General features: G+C 64.0%; 18 protein-coding genes. 8 read left to right on the plus strand and 10 right to left on the minus strand.

Features of this window, described 5'->3' with window-relative positions; all coding sequences use genetic code 11:
• Nucleotides 1-80: 80 nt before the first annotated feature.
• The 4 genes from zorA to ABID59_RS34700 form a co-directional block, all read right to left on the minus strand.
• Nucleotides 81-1,121, minus strand: coding sequence for an anti-phage ZorAB system protein ZorA (zorA, locus tag ABID59_RS34685; protein WP_354086353.1), 1,041 nt, complete (start codon nt 1,119-1,121; stop codon nt 81-83).
• A gap of 273 nt (nt 1,122-1,394) precedes the next feature.
• Nucleotides 1,395-1,673: a DUF1488 family protein gene (locus tag ABID59_RS34690; RefSeq protein ID WP_148751928.1), complete on the minus strand. Its 279-nt coding sequence runs from the start codon at nt 1,671-1,673 to the stop codon at nt 1,395-1,397.
• 245 nt (nt 1,674-1,918) lie between these two features.
• On the minus strand, nt 1,919-2,215 hold the full coding sequence (locus ABID59_RS34695) for a hypothetical protein (RefSeq protein ID WP_148751929.1): 297 nt from the start codon (nt 2,213-2,215) through the stop codon (nt 1,919-1,921).
• Nucleotides 2,212-2,487 (minus strand): hypothetical protein, encoded by a 276-nt coding sequence (locus tag ABID59_RS34700; protein WP_354037508.1) that lies wholly within the window; start codon nt 2,485-2,487, stop codon nt 2,212-2,214. Before ABID59_RS34700 ends, ABID59_RS34695 begins: the two co-directional genes overlap by 4 nt.
• A gap of 199 nt (nt 2,488-2,686) precedes the next feature.
• Between ABID59_RS34700 and ABID59_RS34705 the strand changes: the two genes are divergently transcribed.
• From ABID59_RS34705 to ABID59_RS34715, 3 genes are all read left to right on the plus strand, one after another.
• Nucleotides 2,687-3,031, plus strand: a complete 345-nt coding sequence (locus tag ABID59_RS34705; RefSeq protein WP_354086412.1) for a hypothetical protein — start codon at nt 2,687-2,689, stop codon at nt 3,029-3,031.
• A gap of 330 nt (nt 3,032-3,361) precedes the next feature.
• Nucleotides 3,362-4,696 carry a T6SS phospholipase effector Tle1-like catalytic domain-containing protein gene (locus ABID59_RS34710; RefSeq protein WP_354086354.1) on the plus strand — a complete coding sequence of 445 codons (1,335 nt, stop codon included), beginning with the start codon at nt 3,362-3,364 and terminating at the stop codon, nt 4,694-4,696.
• Nucleotides 4,697-5,010: 314 nt separating this feature from the next.
• Nucleotides 5,011-5,256 carry a PilZ domain-containing protein gene (locus tag ABID59_RS34715; protein ID WP_187434928.1) on the plus strand — a complete coding sequence of 82 codons (246 nt, stop codon included), beginning with the start codon at nt 5,011-5,013 and terminating at the stop codon, nt 5,254-5,256.
• Between the two features lie 7 nt (nt 5,257-5,263).
• Here ABID59_RS34715 and ABID59_RS34720 read toward each other — a convergent pair whose 3' ends face one another.
• The 5 genes from ABID59_RS34720 to cobS form a co-directional block, all read right to left on the minus strand.
• Complete coding sequence (locus ABID59_RS34720; protein ID WP_354086355.1) at nt 5,264-5,671, minus strand: hypothetical protein; 408 nt, start codon at nt 5,669-5,671, stop codon at nt 5,264-5,266.
• A gap of 104 nt (nt 5,672-5,775) precedes the next feature.
• The gene (locus ABID59_RS34725) at nt 5,776-6,888 is read right to left on the minus strand and encodes an NADH:flavin oxidoreductase/NADH oxidase (protein WP_354086356.1); all 1,113 of its coding nucleotides are present in this window, start codon (nt 6,886-6,888) and stop codon (nt 5,776-5,778) included.
• 143 nt (nt 6,889-7,031) lie between these two features.
• Entirely contained in the window at nt 7,032-8,102 is a 1,071-nt protein-coding gene (locus ABID59_RS34730; RefSeq protein WP_354086357.1) for an esterase-like activity of phytase family protein, read from the minus strand.
• Nucleotides 8,099-10,000, minus strand: a complete 1,902-nt coding sequence (gene cobT, locus ABID59_RS34735) for a cobaltochelatase subunit CobT (protein WP_354086358.1) — start codon at nt 9,998-10,000, stop codon at nt 8,099-8,101. The genes ABID59_RS34730 and cobT overlap by 4 nt, the downstream gene beginning before the upstream one ends.
• Nucleotides 10,001-10,092: 92 nt before the next feature.
• Nucleotides 10,093-11,091 (minus strand): cobaltochelatase subunit CobS, encoded by a 999-nt coding sequence (gene cobS, locus ABID59_RS34740; RefSeq protein WP_148751938.1) that lies wholly within the window; start codon nt 11,089-11,091, stop codon nt 10,093-10,095.
• Between the two features lie 297 nt (nt 11,092-11,388).
• Here cobS and ABID59_RS34745 point away from each other — a divergent pair, with 297 nt between their 5' ends.
• The 5 genes from ABID59_RS34745 to ABID59_RS34765 all read left to right on the plus strand — a co-directional run bounded on the left by ABID59_RS34745 (nt 11,389) and on the right by ABID59_RS34765 (nt 15,693).
• Complete coding sequence (locus tag ABID59_RS34745; protein ID WP_148751939.1) at nt 11,389-12,051, plus strand: DedA family protein; 663 nt, start codon at nt 11,389-11,391, stop codon at nt 12,049-12,051.
• Nucleotides 12,052-12,254: 203 nt separating this feature from the next.
• Nucleotides 12,255-13,256: an NrtA/SsuA/CpmA family ABC transporter substrate-binding protein gene (locus ABID59_RS34750; RefSeq protein WP_354086359.1), complete on the plus strand. Its 1,002-nt coding sequence runs from the start codon at nt 12,255-12,257 to the stop codon at nt 13,254-13,256.
• Nucleotides 13,253-14,032 (plus strand): ABC transporter permease, encoded by a 780-nt coding sequence (locus tag ABID59_RS34755; protein WP_354086360.1) that lies wholly within the window; start codon nt 13,253-13,255, stop codon nt 14,030-14,032. Before ABID59_RS34750 ends, ABID59_RS34755 begins: the two co-directional genes overlap by 4 nt.
• Nucleotides 14,020-14,898 (plus strand): ABC transporter ATP-binding protein, encoded by an 879-nt coding sequence (locus ABID59_RS34760; RefSeq protein WP_354086361.1) that lies wholly within the window; start codon nt 14,020-14,022, stop codon nt 14,896-14,898. The genes ABID59_RS34755 and ABID59_RS34760 overlap by 13 nt, the downstream gene beginning before the upstream one ends.
• A 69-nt stretch (nt 14,899-14,967) precedes the next feature.
• Nucleotides 14,968-15,693, plus strand: a complete 726-nt coding sequence (locus tag ABID59_RS34765; RefSeq protein WP_354037521.1) for a Crp/Fnr family transcriptional regulator — start codon at nt 14,968-14,970, stop codon at nt 15,691-15,693.
• Here ABID59_RS34765 and atzF read toward each other — a convergent pair.
• Complete coding sequence (atzF, locus tag ABID59_RS34770; RefSeq protein ID WP_354086362.1) at nt 15,690-17,072, minus strand: allophanate hydrolase; 1,383 nt, start codon at nt 17,070-17,072, stop codon at nt 15,690-15,692. The genes ABID59_RS34765 and atzF overlap by 4 nt on opposite strands.
• Nucleotides 17,073-17,086: the final 14 nt, after the last annotated feature.

The following is a 17,086-nucleotide window of genomic DNA, read 5'->3' on the forward strand; positions in this document are numbered from 1 at the left end:
TTGGTCGCATCGTCGACACCTACACGCCCGCAGAATCCACAAACTACTTCGTGGCCGCAGGGTACTTGCAACCTGATCGGCTAACGCTCTAGGGAAGAGCGAAGCTCCTCCAACGTGCGTGCCAACCCAGCCATGTGCTCGCCGGTCGAAGCATCCAACCGATCGACAAACTTGCCGGCCAAATCACCTATCGCCCCCTCGTTCATGGAAGTGAGCTTGCTTGCAACGTCCTCGAGGCTCTTCCCGATAGGCGCGAGCGCATCGGCAAGGTGCCTTGGCAAACCGCTAGATAGGGCCTCGTCGATACTGCGTCCGATGCTAACTGCGATCTCAGTACTGAATTTCTTCAAACCCGCCGTTTGCTCTTTGGTTTCCTTCAGATGCTCAAATGCAAGATATTCGGATGTCACAAAGACCATCTTCCGCTCCAACGCAAAAGATAGCTCATCGAATCCGGCTTCGATTCTGGAAGTCCCATACCTGAGCACCAGAGTAAGTACTATGGAGCCGCCGAGACCAGCGATTGAGGTATAGAATTTGAACGACGCGGCGTGCAGGAGGTCCTTTAGAGCGTCCTGGCTCGCTCCCAAGTCCGTCGCATTCTTAATCGCGTCCGTGGTGAAATGGAGCGCACTCACTAATCCAAAGAACGTGAGCAAGAGCCCGACCCCCACGAGAAGATTGGGCATTGCTCTAAAAATTGCAAATCGCAATCCCGCTTCGGTCACATTGAAATACAGCTGCGGCCGGGCAGCATTACGGACGACCTGCAATGGATGATCTTCATCAGGCTCGATAAGCGTCTCTCGGAATTTCTGCCACGCGTGGCGTAGATAGCTGCTGCTGAGCATAAACCGATCGACTATCGGCATCGACGCAGTGAAATTCTGTTGATCAGGTATTTTCGCTATCGCCCTCGTTCGCCGCTTAAGCGCTATGCGGATACGGGCAACGTTGAAAAGAAATAGAGCACACAAGAGTAGGGATGCACCAAAGATGACGAACGCGAGCGCCGGCGCGACATCTTCATTCTTAAAGAAGTTGAATAATGGTTGGATCGATTCTCTGGTCCAGCCACCGATCTCAAGAAAACTCGGAAAAGTCCCGAATTGATCGCCCATCCTCGACCCGACCCAAGTGAGATTTCAGCAACTGAACGTCCGGCGTTTGTGCGTCGCAACAACACCGCATTAAGATTTCTTCAAAGGCAGCAAACTCTAATGCATGTTGGTCTGGTTGTGTATCGACGTTACACATCTTTTCTTACCGTCACCGCAATACTTTAGCCGATAGCCCGGCAACTTCAGTTCAGGTCTAGGAAGTGCTCGTCTTCCCTTTCCGCGATACAAATGGGACGCTGTGATGTGGCCGGCGACGCGTTAGCCGCTCTCCCCCTACCCCCGAAAATCAATACTCCGCAGCACGATCCCGGGCGGGGTGCCCTCAAACTCGGTCGCGCGGTACTTGCTCGCGGCTTGCGCTTCGATGCGGTCGCGGAGGCGGGTGAACTGGGCTTCGCGCTCGTTGTGGCGGGCCTTGGGGCCGCGCTCGAGATCGTCCATGGCGGAGGTCGAGATCGCGCACGGGACTTCCTTAGGCCCGTCCTGCATCGAGAACTGGACGATCCCGCGGTCCTGTTCGTGGCCGATGAAACGGCCGCTGGTGAGGGTCATGGGGTGCTCCTTTGACGCGGGTTGCTGGCTGAGAATTGAACGCGGTGTGACGGCGGTGGTTCGCTGCCATCTCTCGGTGTTGGCGGCCGGAACCTTGGCGAAGGCGGATGCGGGTGGCGGTGTCTCTGCAGGCGAGAACCCCAGTGAGGAGAGAGCCCTCACCCGCCGCGCGCGGGACGATGCTTCGCATCGCCCGGGGCGCGTCGACCTCTCCCGCAGGCGGGAGAGGTGTCCTCGCGGCGGCTTCAGTTGTCCCCGCCTAATCTCGCGAAATCGTCGAACAGGGCGGCCACCAGCGCGCGGTGGCGGGTGTCTTCGGTGGGGAGGCTGGCGGCGTAGAGGTTGAGGAGATAGCGCGCCTTCACGGCGGCTTCGGCCCAGGAGCCGGCGGGCACCGTCATCAGGCGGTTCTCGAGATCGGCCTCGCGCTCGCGCAGCTGCCTCACATTGCTCTCGACCTCGGCCAGCGCACGGCGCAGGTCGGTCGCCTTCTGGGCGGCCATGCCGCGGTGCTTGTCGAGATCGACGGGAATCTCAGTCATTGGCGAGGCTCTTGGGCGACGCTCGCGTCGGACGCTATCGCATCCGCAAGATCGGGCGCGCGGATCGACAGCGTCTCCATGGAGCCGAGCACACCGTCCACGGGCACGACGATCGACGTGCCGACACGGCGGCAGGCCGAGAACATCTCGCGCTCGATCGTCTCTTCGTCGGCGATCACCTGATAGCTGCCGGCCGGCAGCATCCGATCGATACCGTGGATGCGGAACGGATGCCTGAACGTGACGGTCTCCCGCCGCGAACGGATGGTCATGCACGCCTGCCTTCCTGCGAGAGCGGCCCCAGCCGACGCCAGCTTGGTTGCAACCATGCGCTCTCGGCACGCCAATAGCCAGCACTATCAATACCGCGGCTTGTACGCGGCGTTTTAGGCCTCGCTAGTTTTAGGCCTCGCTAATGGTGTGGTGCAGGCGTAGGCTCGACGCATCACCGCAACTCAGACGGGCATTGCCATGGCCAGGCCGATCCGCGTGCCCTATCTGATCTGGGCGACCGGCGAATACGGCAGCGCCCATCACGGCCGCAGCGACGCCAATGTCGCGCTCCGGATGGCGCGAAAGCTGCTGCGCGACGGCTTCATGGAGGTGCGCGTCTGCACGCCGCGCGGACGCGTGCTGCAATCGGACGAACTGGACGACCTCAAACCCGCACAGGAGACCAACATCATGGCCAAGGGACAGCAACGCAGCAATCGCGAAGCCAAGAAGCCGAAGAAGGACAAGACCAAGGTGATCGCCGCGGCCCCGACCCGCAAGGACGCCTGGCAGCCGGAGATCGGACAGGGGAAGAAGAAGTAGGTCTTTCTTCACCTCCCCCCGCTTGCGGCAAGGCAATCGCATATGGGAGCGATTCCCCTGTGGCTATCCTTCGAGACGCCCGCCGTTGGCGGGCCCTCAGGATGAGGACCGAGAGTGCAGCCGTAGTTTTGACGGCACCGGTGCCGCTTAGCCTCATCCTGAGGAGACCGCGAAGCGGTCGTCTCGAAGGACGAGGCGTGCACTCAGGCCGTGCCTCGCAAGCGGGGCGAGGGAGCGCACCGCCGTTGTCGAGGGCGTAGCCCGCGTCTCCTCGCTGTCGCGCTTTTGCGCTATACTCGTCCCGGTAGCATCAGCGGGAGGGGCAGCGCTGTGGAGCACGATCACAAACTTGAGCCGAAGAACCTCGTCATCTGCTGCGACGGCACCGGCAACGAGATCTCGGAGAACATCTCCAACGTCCTGAAGCTCTATCGCTGCCTGCGCAAGACCGACAAGACCGAGCCGCGGCAGATGGTGTTTTACGATCCCGGCGTCGGCACGGTGACGGAGCCGTCGACGTGGAACAGGTGGAAGGCTGACATCAACCTGGTGCTGGGGCTCGCCACCGGCTACGGGCTCGATGACAACGTGCTCAACGCCTACTGCTTCCTGGTCGAGCATTACGCGCCGGGCGACCGCATCTACCTGTTCGGCTTCTCGCGCGGCGCCTACACCGTGCGGGTGCTGGCGGGGCTGATCCACAAGGTCGGGCTGATCTCGCCCGAGCAGGCGAACCTCGCAGGCTCGGGCCTCGTCGCCTACAAGCAATATTCCGGACTCGGGCGCGGCAACGACATCGAGGACCTCAAGGACAGCGGCAGCGACGAGGATGGGCCGCTGCCGAAGGACCAGTTCGATCTCGCCGCGCAATTCGCCCGCATCACCTCGTCGCGCTGGCCGACCATCCATTTCATCGGCGTCTGGGACACGGTGGCGAGCGTGATCGTGCCGCGCGCCGACCGGCTGTATTGGCCGAGCCTGGAGGAGCTGGCCTTCACGCTGCGCAATCCGAGCGTTCAGATTTTTCGCCAGGCGATCGCGATCGACGAGCGGCGCTGTATGTTTCGCCTCAAGGCGTATGAGGAGCCGCAGGAGTACTGGAGCAACCGCTTCGTGCCCGACCACAGGAAGGAGAAGCAGGACATCCTGCAGGTGTGGTTCGCCGGCGTGCATTGCGACGTCGGCGGCGGCTATCCCGAGGCCGAGAGCGCGGAATCGAAATACCCGCTGCTCTGGATGATCGACGAGGCGGGACGCGCCGGGCTGAACTTCAACCCGCGCACCGTGAACCAGCTCGCCTGGGGCATCCAGCGCAAGGCCTCGCCGTTCCAATACGTCCCGCCGGCTTTTACCGGCAAGGCGGGCGTGCTGCACAATTCGATGAGCGCGGCCTGGCGCGTGCTGGAATTCTTGCCGAAGCGCGCGAGCTACAAGGAATGGCCGGCGCGCAAGGTGTTTTTGGGCAAGGTGTTTTTGGGCTTCTACATCCCCGATTGCGAGCCGCGGCTGATCCCCGAAGGCGCGCATGTGCATGAGAGCGTGTTGAAGCGGATGGCGGTGGAGCCGGACTATCGGCCGGTGAATATGCCGAAGGATTTTGTGACGGTGCCGATGCCGGTGGCGCCGGGGGTGGGCGCCGAGGCGGAGGAGATCGTGGCGGGATGACTGGTGGGGGTGTGAACCCGTGGCCTCTCCTCTCGTCATTGCGAGCGAAGCGAAGCAATCCAGAGTTTTTCCGCGGGTGGCAGACTGGATTGCTTCGCTGCGCTCGCAATGACGGAGAGTGTAGAGACGGCGTCGCGCTACACTCCCGGCGGTGCCTGAGGCGGCCACGGCACCCCACCCCGCTACCGCAACATTCCCCGATCGCCGCTACTTTTCATTAAAATTCTCACCGCGACCTCAACGTGATCGCATCATCTCATCGGCATCATTGCAACCTGCCACCGCGTTGTCCGCGGTATTGGAGGAGAGTGCCAATGCATCCGCGCCGACATGCTCGCGTGAAACCCGCAGGCCTGGTGTCCCGCCAGGCCAAGATCATCACCGACGCGCGTGCGCCGGTCATCGTCTGTACACTGGTGGACTATTCGCCGGGCGGCGCCTGCATCGATCTCGGCGGACAGGTGAAGATTCCCGACCGGTTCGAGCTGCTGCACGTCAACACCAAGAAACGCTGCCGCATCGCCTGGAAGCGCGGCACGCGCGTGGGCGTGGTGTTTTAGAGAGGGACTACTCCCGCATCCTCGCCTTTGTGCCCGCGACGATCTGCATCGAGACGCCCCCGATCCAGCCGGCGAACACCAGCCATGTGGCCGCATCGTGCGGATCGAGCCGCAGCACGATGACGGCCACTGACGCGAGCGAGGCGAGCGTGGCGCAGAGGGTGCCGGCGGAGCTCAAAATTTCCGCGGCGTCGATCTGGCTGTGGGCCGCGTCGAAGGGTAGTTGCGGCGTGTCGATGCCGAGATAGAAGCCGACGGCACCGAGCAGCATCATCAGCAGCAGAAAGCCCTGCGTGGTGAGCGACGGGATCGCCGATCCGACATGGGCGCCGACGAACAGCCCGCAGGCTGCGCCCGCCATCGCGAGCCCGATCCGTTCCAGCACATGGGCAGTCTTGCGGACACCAAATCGCATGCCGGGCCTCCGTGATGCCCCCCGGATGGGCGGAGGTTAGGCCTGTTTTGCCGCGGGTGGAAGGTTGGGGGAGTTACGGATGCGTGAGGTGCCCGGTTACTCCCTTACCGCGCCCCGAACGTGGTCTTGCCGAACAGCGCCTTCTGCGTCGACGGCTGCGAGCGCCAGTATTGCGGCGGGGCTTCGACTTCGCCGCCGATCTCGGCTGCGGCGTGCCAGCCCCAGCGCGGGTCGTAGAGCATGGCGCGGGCGAGCGCGACCATGTCGGCCTTGCCGGAGGCAACGATCTCCTCGGCTTGCCTGGCTTCCGTGATCAGGCCCACCGCGATGGTCGGCACTCCGGTCTCGCGCTTGATGACCTCGGCAAACCGCACCTGATAGCCGGGGCCGAGCGCGATCTTCTGCAGCGGCGAGACGCCGCCGGAGGAGGCATCGATCCAGTCGACGCCGCGCGCCTTCAGCACTTTGGCAAACTCGATGGTCTGCGCCAGATCCCAGCCGCCCTCGACCCAATCGGTCGACGACACCCGCATGCCGACCGGCTTGTCGTGCGGGACCACCGCGCGCACCGCGTCGTAGATTTCGAGCGGGAAGCGCATGCGATTTTCAAGTGACCCGCCATATTCGTCGGTGCGCTTGTTCGAGATCGGCGACAGGAATTGATGCATGAGATAGCCGTGCGCGCCGTGCAGCTCGATCGCGTCGATGCCGATGCGCATCGCGCGCCTGGCGCTGTCGACAAAGGCCTCGCGGATGCGCTTCAGACCGCTCGCATCGAGTGCCAGCGGCGCGGCCTCGCCCTCCTTGTGCGGCAGCGCCGACGGCGCCACCGGCTGCCAGCCGCCTTCGCTTTGCGGGATCAGCTGGCCGCCGTCCCAGGGCCGCGCGCTGGAAGCCTTGCGGCCCGCATGGGCGAGCTGCATCGCGATCGCCGTGGTGGAATGCTTGCGGACCGAGGTGAGGATCTGCTTCAGCGCGGCCTCCGCGGCGTCGCTGTAGAGCCCGAGACAGCCCGGCGTGATGCGGCCGATCGCCTCGACATGGGTGGCCTCGATGCAGAACATCGACGCGCCCGACAGCGCGAGATTGTTGATGTGGGTGAAATGCCAGTCGGTGGGAACGCCGTCTTCGGCCGAATACTGGCACATCGGCGACACCACGACGCGGTTCTTCAAGGTCAGGCCGCGCAGCTTGATCGGGGAGAACAGGGCGCTCATGCGGGGGATCCGGGAATGGAGGGATGAAAGCGATTGCATGAAGTCTAGTAGGCCGACGGCGAATTGCCAGTTGCGCAGGCGGCATGGCCGCTGGCGGCCCCATGCATTGCGGGCACGACGGGCCGTCGTCACGGAACAGGCGACTAATCCACCAGGGTGAACTGCAACAGCAGGGTGCGCTGGAGCAGCGAAAAATTATCGTCCGACACCATTGTCAGCACGGTCTCGCCCTCCGCCGTGACGTGGGCGTCGATGCCTTCCATGTTGTCGATCTCATGGCCGAGATCGGCCTCGAACAGCACGGGGCCGTCGACCACTGCGCCGGGCGATATTGCCTTCAACGGGAGCGACCGGATGCGGATGTTGATGCCGGTGAACCAGGAGAATTTGCGCTCGAGGATCAGCAACTCGCCTGACGGCAGCAGCACGGCGTCGCTGATGAACTGCTTGTCGGTGCGCTTGATGCTGAACTGGCCGGGCGAGGGACCACCGATCAAGAAGCCGATCAGATTGCCGTCGGCATCGAAGCCGCCTTCAGACAGGGCGATCAGCGTGCCCGCGAGCGGCTGGCCCTTCATCTCCCTGGGCACGAACACCAGCGCCTCAAGGCCTTTGTTGTAGGGCAGTTTTCGCAGCGCGGGCGGCGTCGGCACCACCTCGCCGCGGGCACGGGTGCCGCCTTTGGCGAAATCGAAGCGCATGATCTGGTTGACGCGCTCGAGCCCGACATAGACCAGCGAGCCGTCGCGCGCGAGCGACTCGGTGTCGTACCAGAGCCGCTTCTCCGTGATCGGCCGCCCCTCGGCGTTGAGCATCGGCGCGGCCTCGACGTCGTCGAGCCCGGTCATCTTGCTGCCGGAATAGCGGATGGCGCCGGTGAACCAGGTGCCTTGATCTGACAGCGCGAGAAAACGCCCGCCCTTGTCGTCGAGGAAGCGGAAGCCGGACAGCCCGCCAAAACCGCGATGCGGTGAGGTCAGCACCAGACCGCTGCGATATTGCAACGAGCCGAACCGCACGCGCGAACGGTCGCGCGGCTCGAAGTCGGGAATCGGCCGCGCGTTGACCTCGATGCTGACGGGCTCGGTGACGGCGTGCTCGGCCCGCGCCGGCTTTGGCGCGGACTGCGCTTGCGCGAGCCGGGGGAGCGCGAGAGTGGAAAATCCCGCCGCCGCGTGGCCAAGAAAGCCGCGGCGGGATTGATGCGTGCTCACGAATGCAGTTTGCGTCGCGGGCGATTGGGAGCTTGCGTGGGCGCGGTGTTGGTCTCGCTGAACAGTTCGGCGAGCTTCTCGGTGATGGCGCCGCCGAGCTCTTCGGCGTCCACGATCGTCACCGCGCGGCGGTAGTAGCGCGTCACGTCGTGGCCGATGCCGATCGCGATCAGCTCGACCGGCGAGCGGGTCTCGATCTCCTCGATGATGTGGCGCAGGTGCCGCTCGAGATAGTTGCCGGGGTTGACCGACAGCGTGGAATCGTCGACCGGCGCGCCGTCCGAGATCATCATCAGGATCTTGCGCTGCTCGGCCCTCGCCAGCAATCGCTTGTGCGCCCAGTCGAGCGCCTCGCCGTCGATGTTCTCCTTCAGCAGCCCCTCGCGCATCATCAGGCCGAGGTTCTTTCGCGCGCGGCGCCACGGGGCGTCGGCGGACTTGTAGATGATGTGGCGGAGATCGTTGAGGCGGCCGGGACTGGCCGGCTTGCCGGCGGCAAGCCACGCCTCACGCGATTGCCCGCCCTTCCAGGCGCGCGTGGTGAAACCGAGGATCTCGACCTTGACGCCGCAACGCTCCAGCGTGCGCGCGAGAATGTCGGCGCAGGTCGCGGCGACCGTGATCGGACGGCCGCGCATCGAGCCGGAATTGTCGAGCAGCAACGTCACCACGGTGTCGCGGAACGTCGCCTCCTTCTCGTGCATGAAGGACAGCGGATGATGCGGGTCGGTCACCACGCGCGACAAGCGCGCGGGATCGAGGATGCCTTCTTCGAGATCGAACTCCCAGGCGCGGTTCTGCTGTGCCATCAGGCGCCTCTGAAGCCGGTTGGCGAGGCGGGCGACGATGCCCTGGAGGTGCGCGAGCTGCTTGTCGAGATAGGCGCGCAGGCGCTCCAGCTCGTCATGGTCGCAGAGATCTTCGGCGGCGATGACCTCGTCGAACTTGGGCGCGAAGGCGTGATATTCCGGCCCGCGCGGCTCGTTCTTGCCATGCGCGTTCGGACGCGTCGCCTCGCCCGGCGTCTCGTCGTCGCCGAGCTCGCCGTCGTCCAGGGTATCCGACGTCGAGGCTTGCGCGCTTTCCATCGCGCTGTCGCTCATATCCTCGCTCGAGGCCTGCGCCTGGTCTGCGCTCATCTCCTGCGCGGCGTCGGAATCGGGCGAACCCTCGGCACCGGACTGGTCGTTGTCGCCGTCCCGGTTCTCGTCGTCGTCCTCATTGTCCTCGCTGTCGGCGCTGCGCTCGTCGCCGAGCTCGAGCGCCGTCAAGAGATCGTGCACGGCGTCGCCGAACCTGGTCTGGTCCTCGACGAGGTTATCAAGCCGGTCGAGCCGCCTGCCGATCTTGTCCTCGAGAATGGGGCGCCAGAGATCGACCATCTTCTTCGCAGCCGTTGGCGGCGCCATACCGGTCAGGCGCTCGCGCACCAGCATTGCCAGCGCGTCGGCGAGCGGCGCGTCGGCGCGGTCGGTGATCTCGTCGAACTTGCCGCGATGAAAGTGATCGTCGAGCATCGCGGTGAGGTTCCTGGCAACGCCCGCCATGCGGCGCGCGCCGATCGCCTCGACGCGGGCCTGCTCGACCGCCTCGAACACGCCGCGCGCCTGCGGATTGCCGGGCATCAGCTTGCGATGCAGCTTTGCGTCGTGACAGGCGATCTTGAGCGCGATCGAATCGGCGTGGCCGCGCACGATCGCGGCATCCCGCTTGGTCATTTTTCGCGCGGGCTCCGGCAGCCGCGCCTTGCCAGGCGCAAGGCCCGGGCGCTCGGCCGCGAAGCTCACCTCGAGCTCGGGCGACTTCGCGATCGCCTTCAGGCAGGACGCCACCGAGCGCTTGAACGGCTCGGTCGGCGCTTCCTTGGTGTTGCGGAATTTGGAGTTGGAGGTGGTCATCTGACCCTATCTGTCGTCCCGGCGAAGGCCGGGACCCATAACCACCGGCCGCTCTTGTGTCAGGAAACTATCGGTGACGTTCAATCGAGAGATCAGCTGAGCGCCACGTTGACGGCCGATTCCGGCAGCTCCGCGTTGAAGCAGCGCTGATAGAACTCGGCGACCAGGGGACGCTCGAGCTCGTCGCACTTGTTGAGGAAGGTGACGCGGAACGCGAAGCCGATATCGCCGAAAATGTCGGCGTTCTCAGCCCAGGTGATCACCGTGCGCGGGCTCATCACCGTCGACAGATCGCCATTGGCGAAGGCGTTACGGGTGAGATCGGCGAGGCGCACCATCTTGTTGACGATGTCGCGGCCTTCCTGGGTGCGATAGTGCTTGGCCTTCGCCAGCACGATCTCCACTTCCTCGTCATGGCTGAGGTAGTTGAGCGTGGTGACGATCGACCAGCGGTCCATCTGGCCCTGGTTGATCTGCTGGGTGCCGTGATAGAGGCCCGAGGTGTCGCCGAGGCCGACCGTGTTGGCCGTCGAAAACAGCCGGAACGACGGGTGCGGCTTGATCACCTTGTTCTGGTCGAGCAGCGTCAGGCGGCCCGAGACCTCCAGCACGCGCTGGATCACGAACATCACGTCCGGGCGGCCGGCGTCGTATTCGTCGAACACCAGCGCGACGTTGTGCTGCAACGCCCAGGGCAGGATGCCGTCACGGAATTCGGTGACCTGCTTGCCGTCGCGGACCACGATCGAGTCCTTGCCGACGAGATCGATACGGCTGATGTGGCTGTCGAGGTTGACGCGCACGCAGGGCCAGTTCAGGCGGGCTGCGACCTGCTCGATATGGGTGGATTTACCGGTGCCGTGATAGCCGGTCACCATCACGCGGCGGTTACGGGCAAAGCCGGCGAGAATGGCAAGCGTGGTGGCGCGGTCGAAACGGTAGTCGGAATCGACTTCGGGCACATGAGGATCGACTTCGGAATAGGCCGGCACTTCGAGATCGCTGTCGATCCCGAATACCTGGCGCACCGACACCTTCATGTCGGGCAGACCGGAAATTTCCTCAACTTTGGACAAGGCGGCGGTCGTCATCAATCCTCCGAGATCCCGGGCGATCCCGAGACCAGTTATTTGCACGTTGGCTGCGGCTGGGTGCGATTGCGAACCTATCAGAGACCACGGGCCTGCAGAAGCCCGCGCGCCAATCAAAGTTCCATTGTCTTTTCATTTAGATAGGCAAGGAACGCGATTTTGGGAAGGCTGCCCTGCAAATCTCGCCCAAATTTCGCGCCGGACAGGCGCCCTGCCCAGGCGAATGGCACTTTCACCGCCTCTCACTACTTGTGTAAGGGTCTGAACCCGAATGCCCCAGCCCACTACAGAGACGACGTGACGTCATTCCTTGATCCCCTGATATCCTTCGTCTCAGTCCACGCGTGGCTGGCCTATCTGACCCTGTTCCTGGCAGCGCTTCTCGAAGCCGTGCCGGTGGTGGGGTCGGTGATCCCGGGCTCGACCATCATCCTGGCGCTGAGCGCCCTGATTCCGGGCGGCGACCTGAAGCTGCAATGGGTGCTGCTCGCGGCCGCCGTTGGCGCCGTGCTGGGTGACGGCTCGGCTTACTGGATCGGGCACCGGCAGCAGCGCAAGATCCTCAACACCTGGCCGATGACCAATTATCCGCGCGTGGTCGAGGAGAGCGAAACCTTCTTCCACCGCTTCGGCACCTGGGCGGTGTTCTTCGCCCGCTTCGTGCCGCCGATCCGCGCCTTCGTGCCGGTGACCGCCGGTGCGCTCGGCATGGCGCCGGCAAAGTTCTACGCGGTGAACATCCCCGCGATCCTGGTCTGGGCCCCGGCCCATGTGCTGCCGGGCGTGCTGGCGGTGTCGGCCTTCCACCAATATTTCGGGGTGCCGCACGAGGGGCATCCGGTCAAACACATCTGGATTTTGACCGTGGTCGCCGTCGCGATCGTGCTGGGCGTGACGGTTTGGATCATCCGTCGCCGGAACGGCGACGGCATCGCGGCAGCGGCGAAGCCGCGGGTCTGAACGGGCTCGGCCGGCAGCACAAGAGGCGGGCGCCTGGAGCGCTCCGTTGCCTAAATTGCGGTCCGCTGCGCATCCGCGATGCGCAAATATTTGCCAGCGGGATGAGTTGTCGATTAATTGCTTCACGGCGCGTTGCCTTCGGATGACCCTCATCCAATCGCAGGCCGGCCGTTGCGGCCGCCGACGTTCCTGGGGGTGGTTGCATGCGCTCGAACACAGCTCTTCGCGTGGTTTTGTTGGCGATCTCGACGTATGCGGTCGGCCTGAATTCCGGCGTCGGAGCTAAAGCCGAAGATGTGCTGAAGGCACGGCTTGCGCAGAATCTCGGACCGATTTCGGGTCTCGCGATCGTCGCCAAGACCAAAGGCCTGTTCGCCAAGCAGGCGCTCGATATCTCCGTTTCGAACTTCACCAGCGGAAAGCAGTGCCTCGATACGGTGGTCGGAGGAGGAGCGGATATCGCAACGACCGCCGAAGCGCCGGTAACGGCGGCCGCAATGGCCCAGCAGCCGATCGCCTTCGTCGCCGGCATGGAATACTCGGATCTGAAGACGGTGACGGCCGCGTCCGCGGCGATCAGGACCAAGGCCGACTTGCGCGGCAAGCGCATCGGCTTCACGGCCGGGACGGGCAGCGAGGTCTACACAGCGGTCCTGTTAAAGGCGGCCGGATTGACCGCCAAGGACGTTACGCTCGTCAATCTTCGCCCGCAGGAGATGCTTCCCGCCCTGGCGGCGGGGAGCATTGATGCATTCGATACCTGGGAGCCGCATGTGGCGAATGCAAGGAAAGCTCTCGGCGAGGGTGCCGTCCTGCTCGACACCAAGGGGCTCTACTCGGAGACGTTCAACGTCGTTGTGATGCGGTCCTATCTGGAGGCCAACCCTGCGGTCATCGGCAAATTCCTGGCTGCCCTCATTGAGGCCGAAGGCTGGGTCAAGGCTCATCCGGATGAAGCGATTGACATCATTGCCACGGCGACCGGCATGAAACGCGACGAGCTGACGCTGATCTGGCCGGACTACGTCTATCATGTGCGCCTTGACGACAAGCTGCTCGAGACGCTCAAGACGCACGCGGCCTGGCGGCTCGCAACCGGCAATCATCCGCCCGGGGCCGGGATGCCCGATTTCTTACAGATCATCGCGACTGCGCCATTGAAGGCACTTGATGCCGCACGTGTGACGCTGTCGGCCAATCCATGAGCGTCGGCAGACGCAGCCGTGCGAACGCGGCCGGGCGCCTTAGCGTGCTTGTCGGCGTGCTCTCCGTGCCCACCTTCGTCGGCGTATGGGAATTGATCGCCCGATCTCGGATCGTCAACGCGGTGCTGTTTCCGCCGCCTTCGACGGTCGCCGTCGCCGTCCTCGACTGGATCCATAGCGGCCAGTTTTTCGGCGACCTTTCCGCGAGCCTCTTCCGCGTCACTGCGGGATTTTTGATCGGTGCCACTGGTGGGATCGTGCTCGGCGTCCTGACAGGCGAGTTCAGGCTAGTCTCGAGCCTGCTCTCCCCTTTGTTCCACATTCTTCGCCCGATCCCTCCAATCGCCTTTGTGCCGATCGTGATCCTGTGGTTTGGGCTGTCGGAGGCCGGCAAACTGTTTCTGGTCGTCTGGGGTGTGTTCTTCACCGTGTGGCTCGCGACCCATATCGGCGTGCGGAAGGTCGATCGCGGCCTCATTCGCGCCGCGCTGATGCTCGGCACGCCGCGCCGGCAGATGCTATCGGAGATCGTCCTGCTGGGTGCGCTTCCCTACATTGTCGTCGGCCTGCGCACCGCCGTCAGTATCTCCTTTTACACGCTGGTCGCCGCCGAGCTGGCGGGCGCGTTTGCGGGCATCGTCTACCGGATCGAGATTGCGCAACAGAACATGCAGACAGGACAGGTCATGGGAGGCCTGGCGGCGCTCGGACTGCTCTCATTCGTGGCCGATCGTTCCTTCGCGGCCATTGCCGAACGCGCCGTATGGTGGCGATGATGCACAACCCGCTTCGTCCGGCCCAGCCGCTCCGGCTGGTGGATGCTCCGCCCGCGCCTTCATCAACAACGCCTCGGGCGATCATCCGCGTCGAGGATCTGAGCATCGTCTTCGATGTGCCGCGCGGCCAGGTTATCGCGGTGGACCGGGTGTCTCTGGCCGTCATGCCGGGCGAATTCGTCTCGCTCGTCGGCCCGTCGGGCTGCGGCAAATCTACACTCCTGAATGCGATGGCCGGTCTCGAGCGGCCGTTCGAAGGCCTGGTGACGGTGGCCGGCGAGCCGATGCTGGGACCCAGACCCGATATCGGGATGGTGTTCCAGCAGCCGCATCTGTTCCCGTGGAAATCGGTGCGCCGCAATATCGCGCACGGACCGCGCGCGCTCGGCAAGTCGAAAACGGAGGCGCTGCGGATCGCGGACGACCTGATCGAAATGATCGGGCTGACAAAATTCGCCAACGCCTATCCGCATACGCTTTCAGGCGGCATGCAGCAGCGAGTCGCGATCGCCCGCGCTCTCGCAAACCAGCCGCGCGTCCTGCTGATGGATGAACCGTTCGGCGCTTTGGACGCGCAGACCCGGGCGGTGATGCAGGATAACCTTCTCGAACTTCGCGGCCGGATCAACGCCACCATCGTTTTCGTCACGCACGACATCGACGAAGCCATTCTCCTGTCCGATCGGGTGCTGATCATGAGCGCCGGGCCGGGTCGTATCCTGCGCGATCTTTCCGTAGGCCTGCCGCGCCCGCGCTCGAGCGCCATCCTGACCGACCCCGCCTATCTCGCCCTCAAGCGGGACTGCCTCGATCTGATCCGGAGCGAAGGCCGCAAGGCGTTCGAGCAAATGGAAACGGTCGCCTAGCGCGTGTCCTCATAGCGCGAGCTGGCATGGCTCTTGAATGGCATCGCCCGGCTACGAGGGAGCGGGCAGATGGCAGCGGCAACTCTCAGGACTACGGCCGGGATCATGCTGGCGGAGTCCGATACTCTGGTCAGCTCATTGCCAGGCTTCCTCGATCCCTTAGGTGAGGCTGACCGCCGTCGCGTCCTTGCCATCGGCCGCAAGGAGGTGCTGGAAACCGGCAAGCATATCTGGCGCCAGGGCGACACGCAGAACGGCATCTATCTGATCGAGTCCGGCCGGATCCGCAGCTATTACGCAGCCCCTTCCGGGCGCGAGGTGACGCTCGCCTACTGGTTTGCCGGCAATTTCATCGGCGGGCCGGACCTGTTCGGAGCCGGCGCGCATATGTGGTCTTCGGTTGCAGTTGAGCGCAGCCGGCTCCTGTTTCTGCCCGGCGCCACCCTGCGCGAACTTGCACTTCAATCGGCGACCATCGCGGTTGCTCTTCTGGATGCGCTGGCGTTCAAGGCCAGGTGCTACTCGGCGATGGCGCAGATGCTCGGCACGCGGTCGGTGACCGAGCGGTTGCAACGCCTGCTGATCTTTCTCTCGAAGATCTACGGATCGCAGCAGGGCCGCCAGATCGTGATCGGCATTCCGTTCACCCACAGCGATCTCGCCAACCTGATCGGGGCGACCCGACAATGGGTGACGGTGCAGCTCTCGCGCATGCAGGCGAGAGGCGTCATCCGCTACGACAGGGGCCTCATCGTCATCCTGAATTTGCGCGCCCTCGATCTCGAACTCGTCTAGCCGGCGGCCGGCGAATAGACCTTGAGACCGAACAGAGCTCCGCCTTCGTCAGGCTGCCATCGCGATGCAAAATCCAGAAGGGCATGGTCGTGCCATGCGGGCGCCAGCAGGGTGACGCCCATGGGCATGCCGGTGGGGAGCGCTGCATTGGGAAGCGCTACCGCGCAGAGGTCCAGAAGATTGGCGAAGTAGGAGTAGTAACCAAGGCTGTTATTGAGCTTGATGGGGTCCTGAAGCATATCCGCAATGGTGTAGGGACGCGGTGCGGTGGGCACCACAAGCACATCCATCTCTTCAAAGAACAGCCGGACCTGCCGCCGCAGCTTCAAGAGACGGTGTTGTGCCGCGAATGCGTCCGCCCCGGTGAACTGCGCCGCGGAGCGCAGGACCTTGCGCGTAACCTCCAGCAGCTCACCATGATCGATGTCGAGGAGCCTGCTGATCGACGCGTAGCGTTCGGCGATCCATGGCCCCGAAAACAGCATTTCGCCGGCTTCAGTGAAAGGCGTGAAGTCAATCTCGATGGCTTGGCCTCCCAACCGCACGAGCCTCTCGCAGGCCCGTTCGTACAGCGCGTCGCATTCGGGCATACCGAATGAATTCAGCTGACGAGCGGAAATACGTCCGAAGTGGAATTCGCGGGGAAAGACCGATGACAGGCCGGGCGCTTGACGGCTGTATGGATCTTCGTCGTCGAAGCCCTCGACGAGCCCCAGCAACAGTTTGCCCTCGGCGGCTGAATTGCAAAAGATCGACGGACAATCGAGCGTCGGGCAGTTCGGGACCAGCCCACGGGATGAAACCAGGCCGACCGTCGGCTTGACCCCGATGATGCCGTTGAAACCTGCCGGTATCCGGCCGGAGCCGCCGGTGTCGGTTCCGAGCGAAAAAGCAATATGGCCGGAGGCAACGGCGACGGCCGAGCCCGAGCTCGATCCACCCGCGACATAGCGATCGTCGGCGGCGCTCGGACAGGCGCCGTGAGGTGACCTCGCGCCGGAGAGCCCGGTGGCGAACTGATCCAGGTTTGTCTTGCCGAGACAGATGGCACCCGCTGCGATCAGGCGCTCGACGCACCGAGCCGACCGCTCGGCAACATGAGCGAATGATGGGCAGGCCGCGGTGGTCGACATGCCCGCCACGTCGATGTTGTCCTTCACGCCGAAAGGCACACCGAGGAGCGGTAGGAATTCGCCCTGCGCGCCGCGCCCCGCGAGATTTTCGGCCTCCGCCAGCGCCTCCGCCATCGGCCTCACATAGACCCAGCAGTTGCGGTGTTGGTCCCTTTCGATGCGCTCGTATGCCGTTGCAATGGCTGACGTGAGTTCGGCGCGCGAGCGAACGGCTCGGCTTCGGCTAGGCAGGGCGGCTTGCGACACGAATTGCTCCCGGG

The organism is Bradyrhizobium sp. S3.3.6 (assembly GCF_040546905.1).
Lineage (GTDB): Bacteria > Pseudomonadota > Alphaproteobacteria > Rhizobiales > Xanthobacteraceae > Bradyrhizobium > Bradyrhizobium cytisi.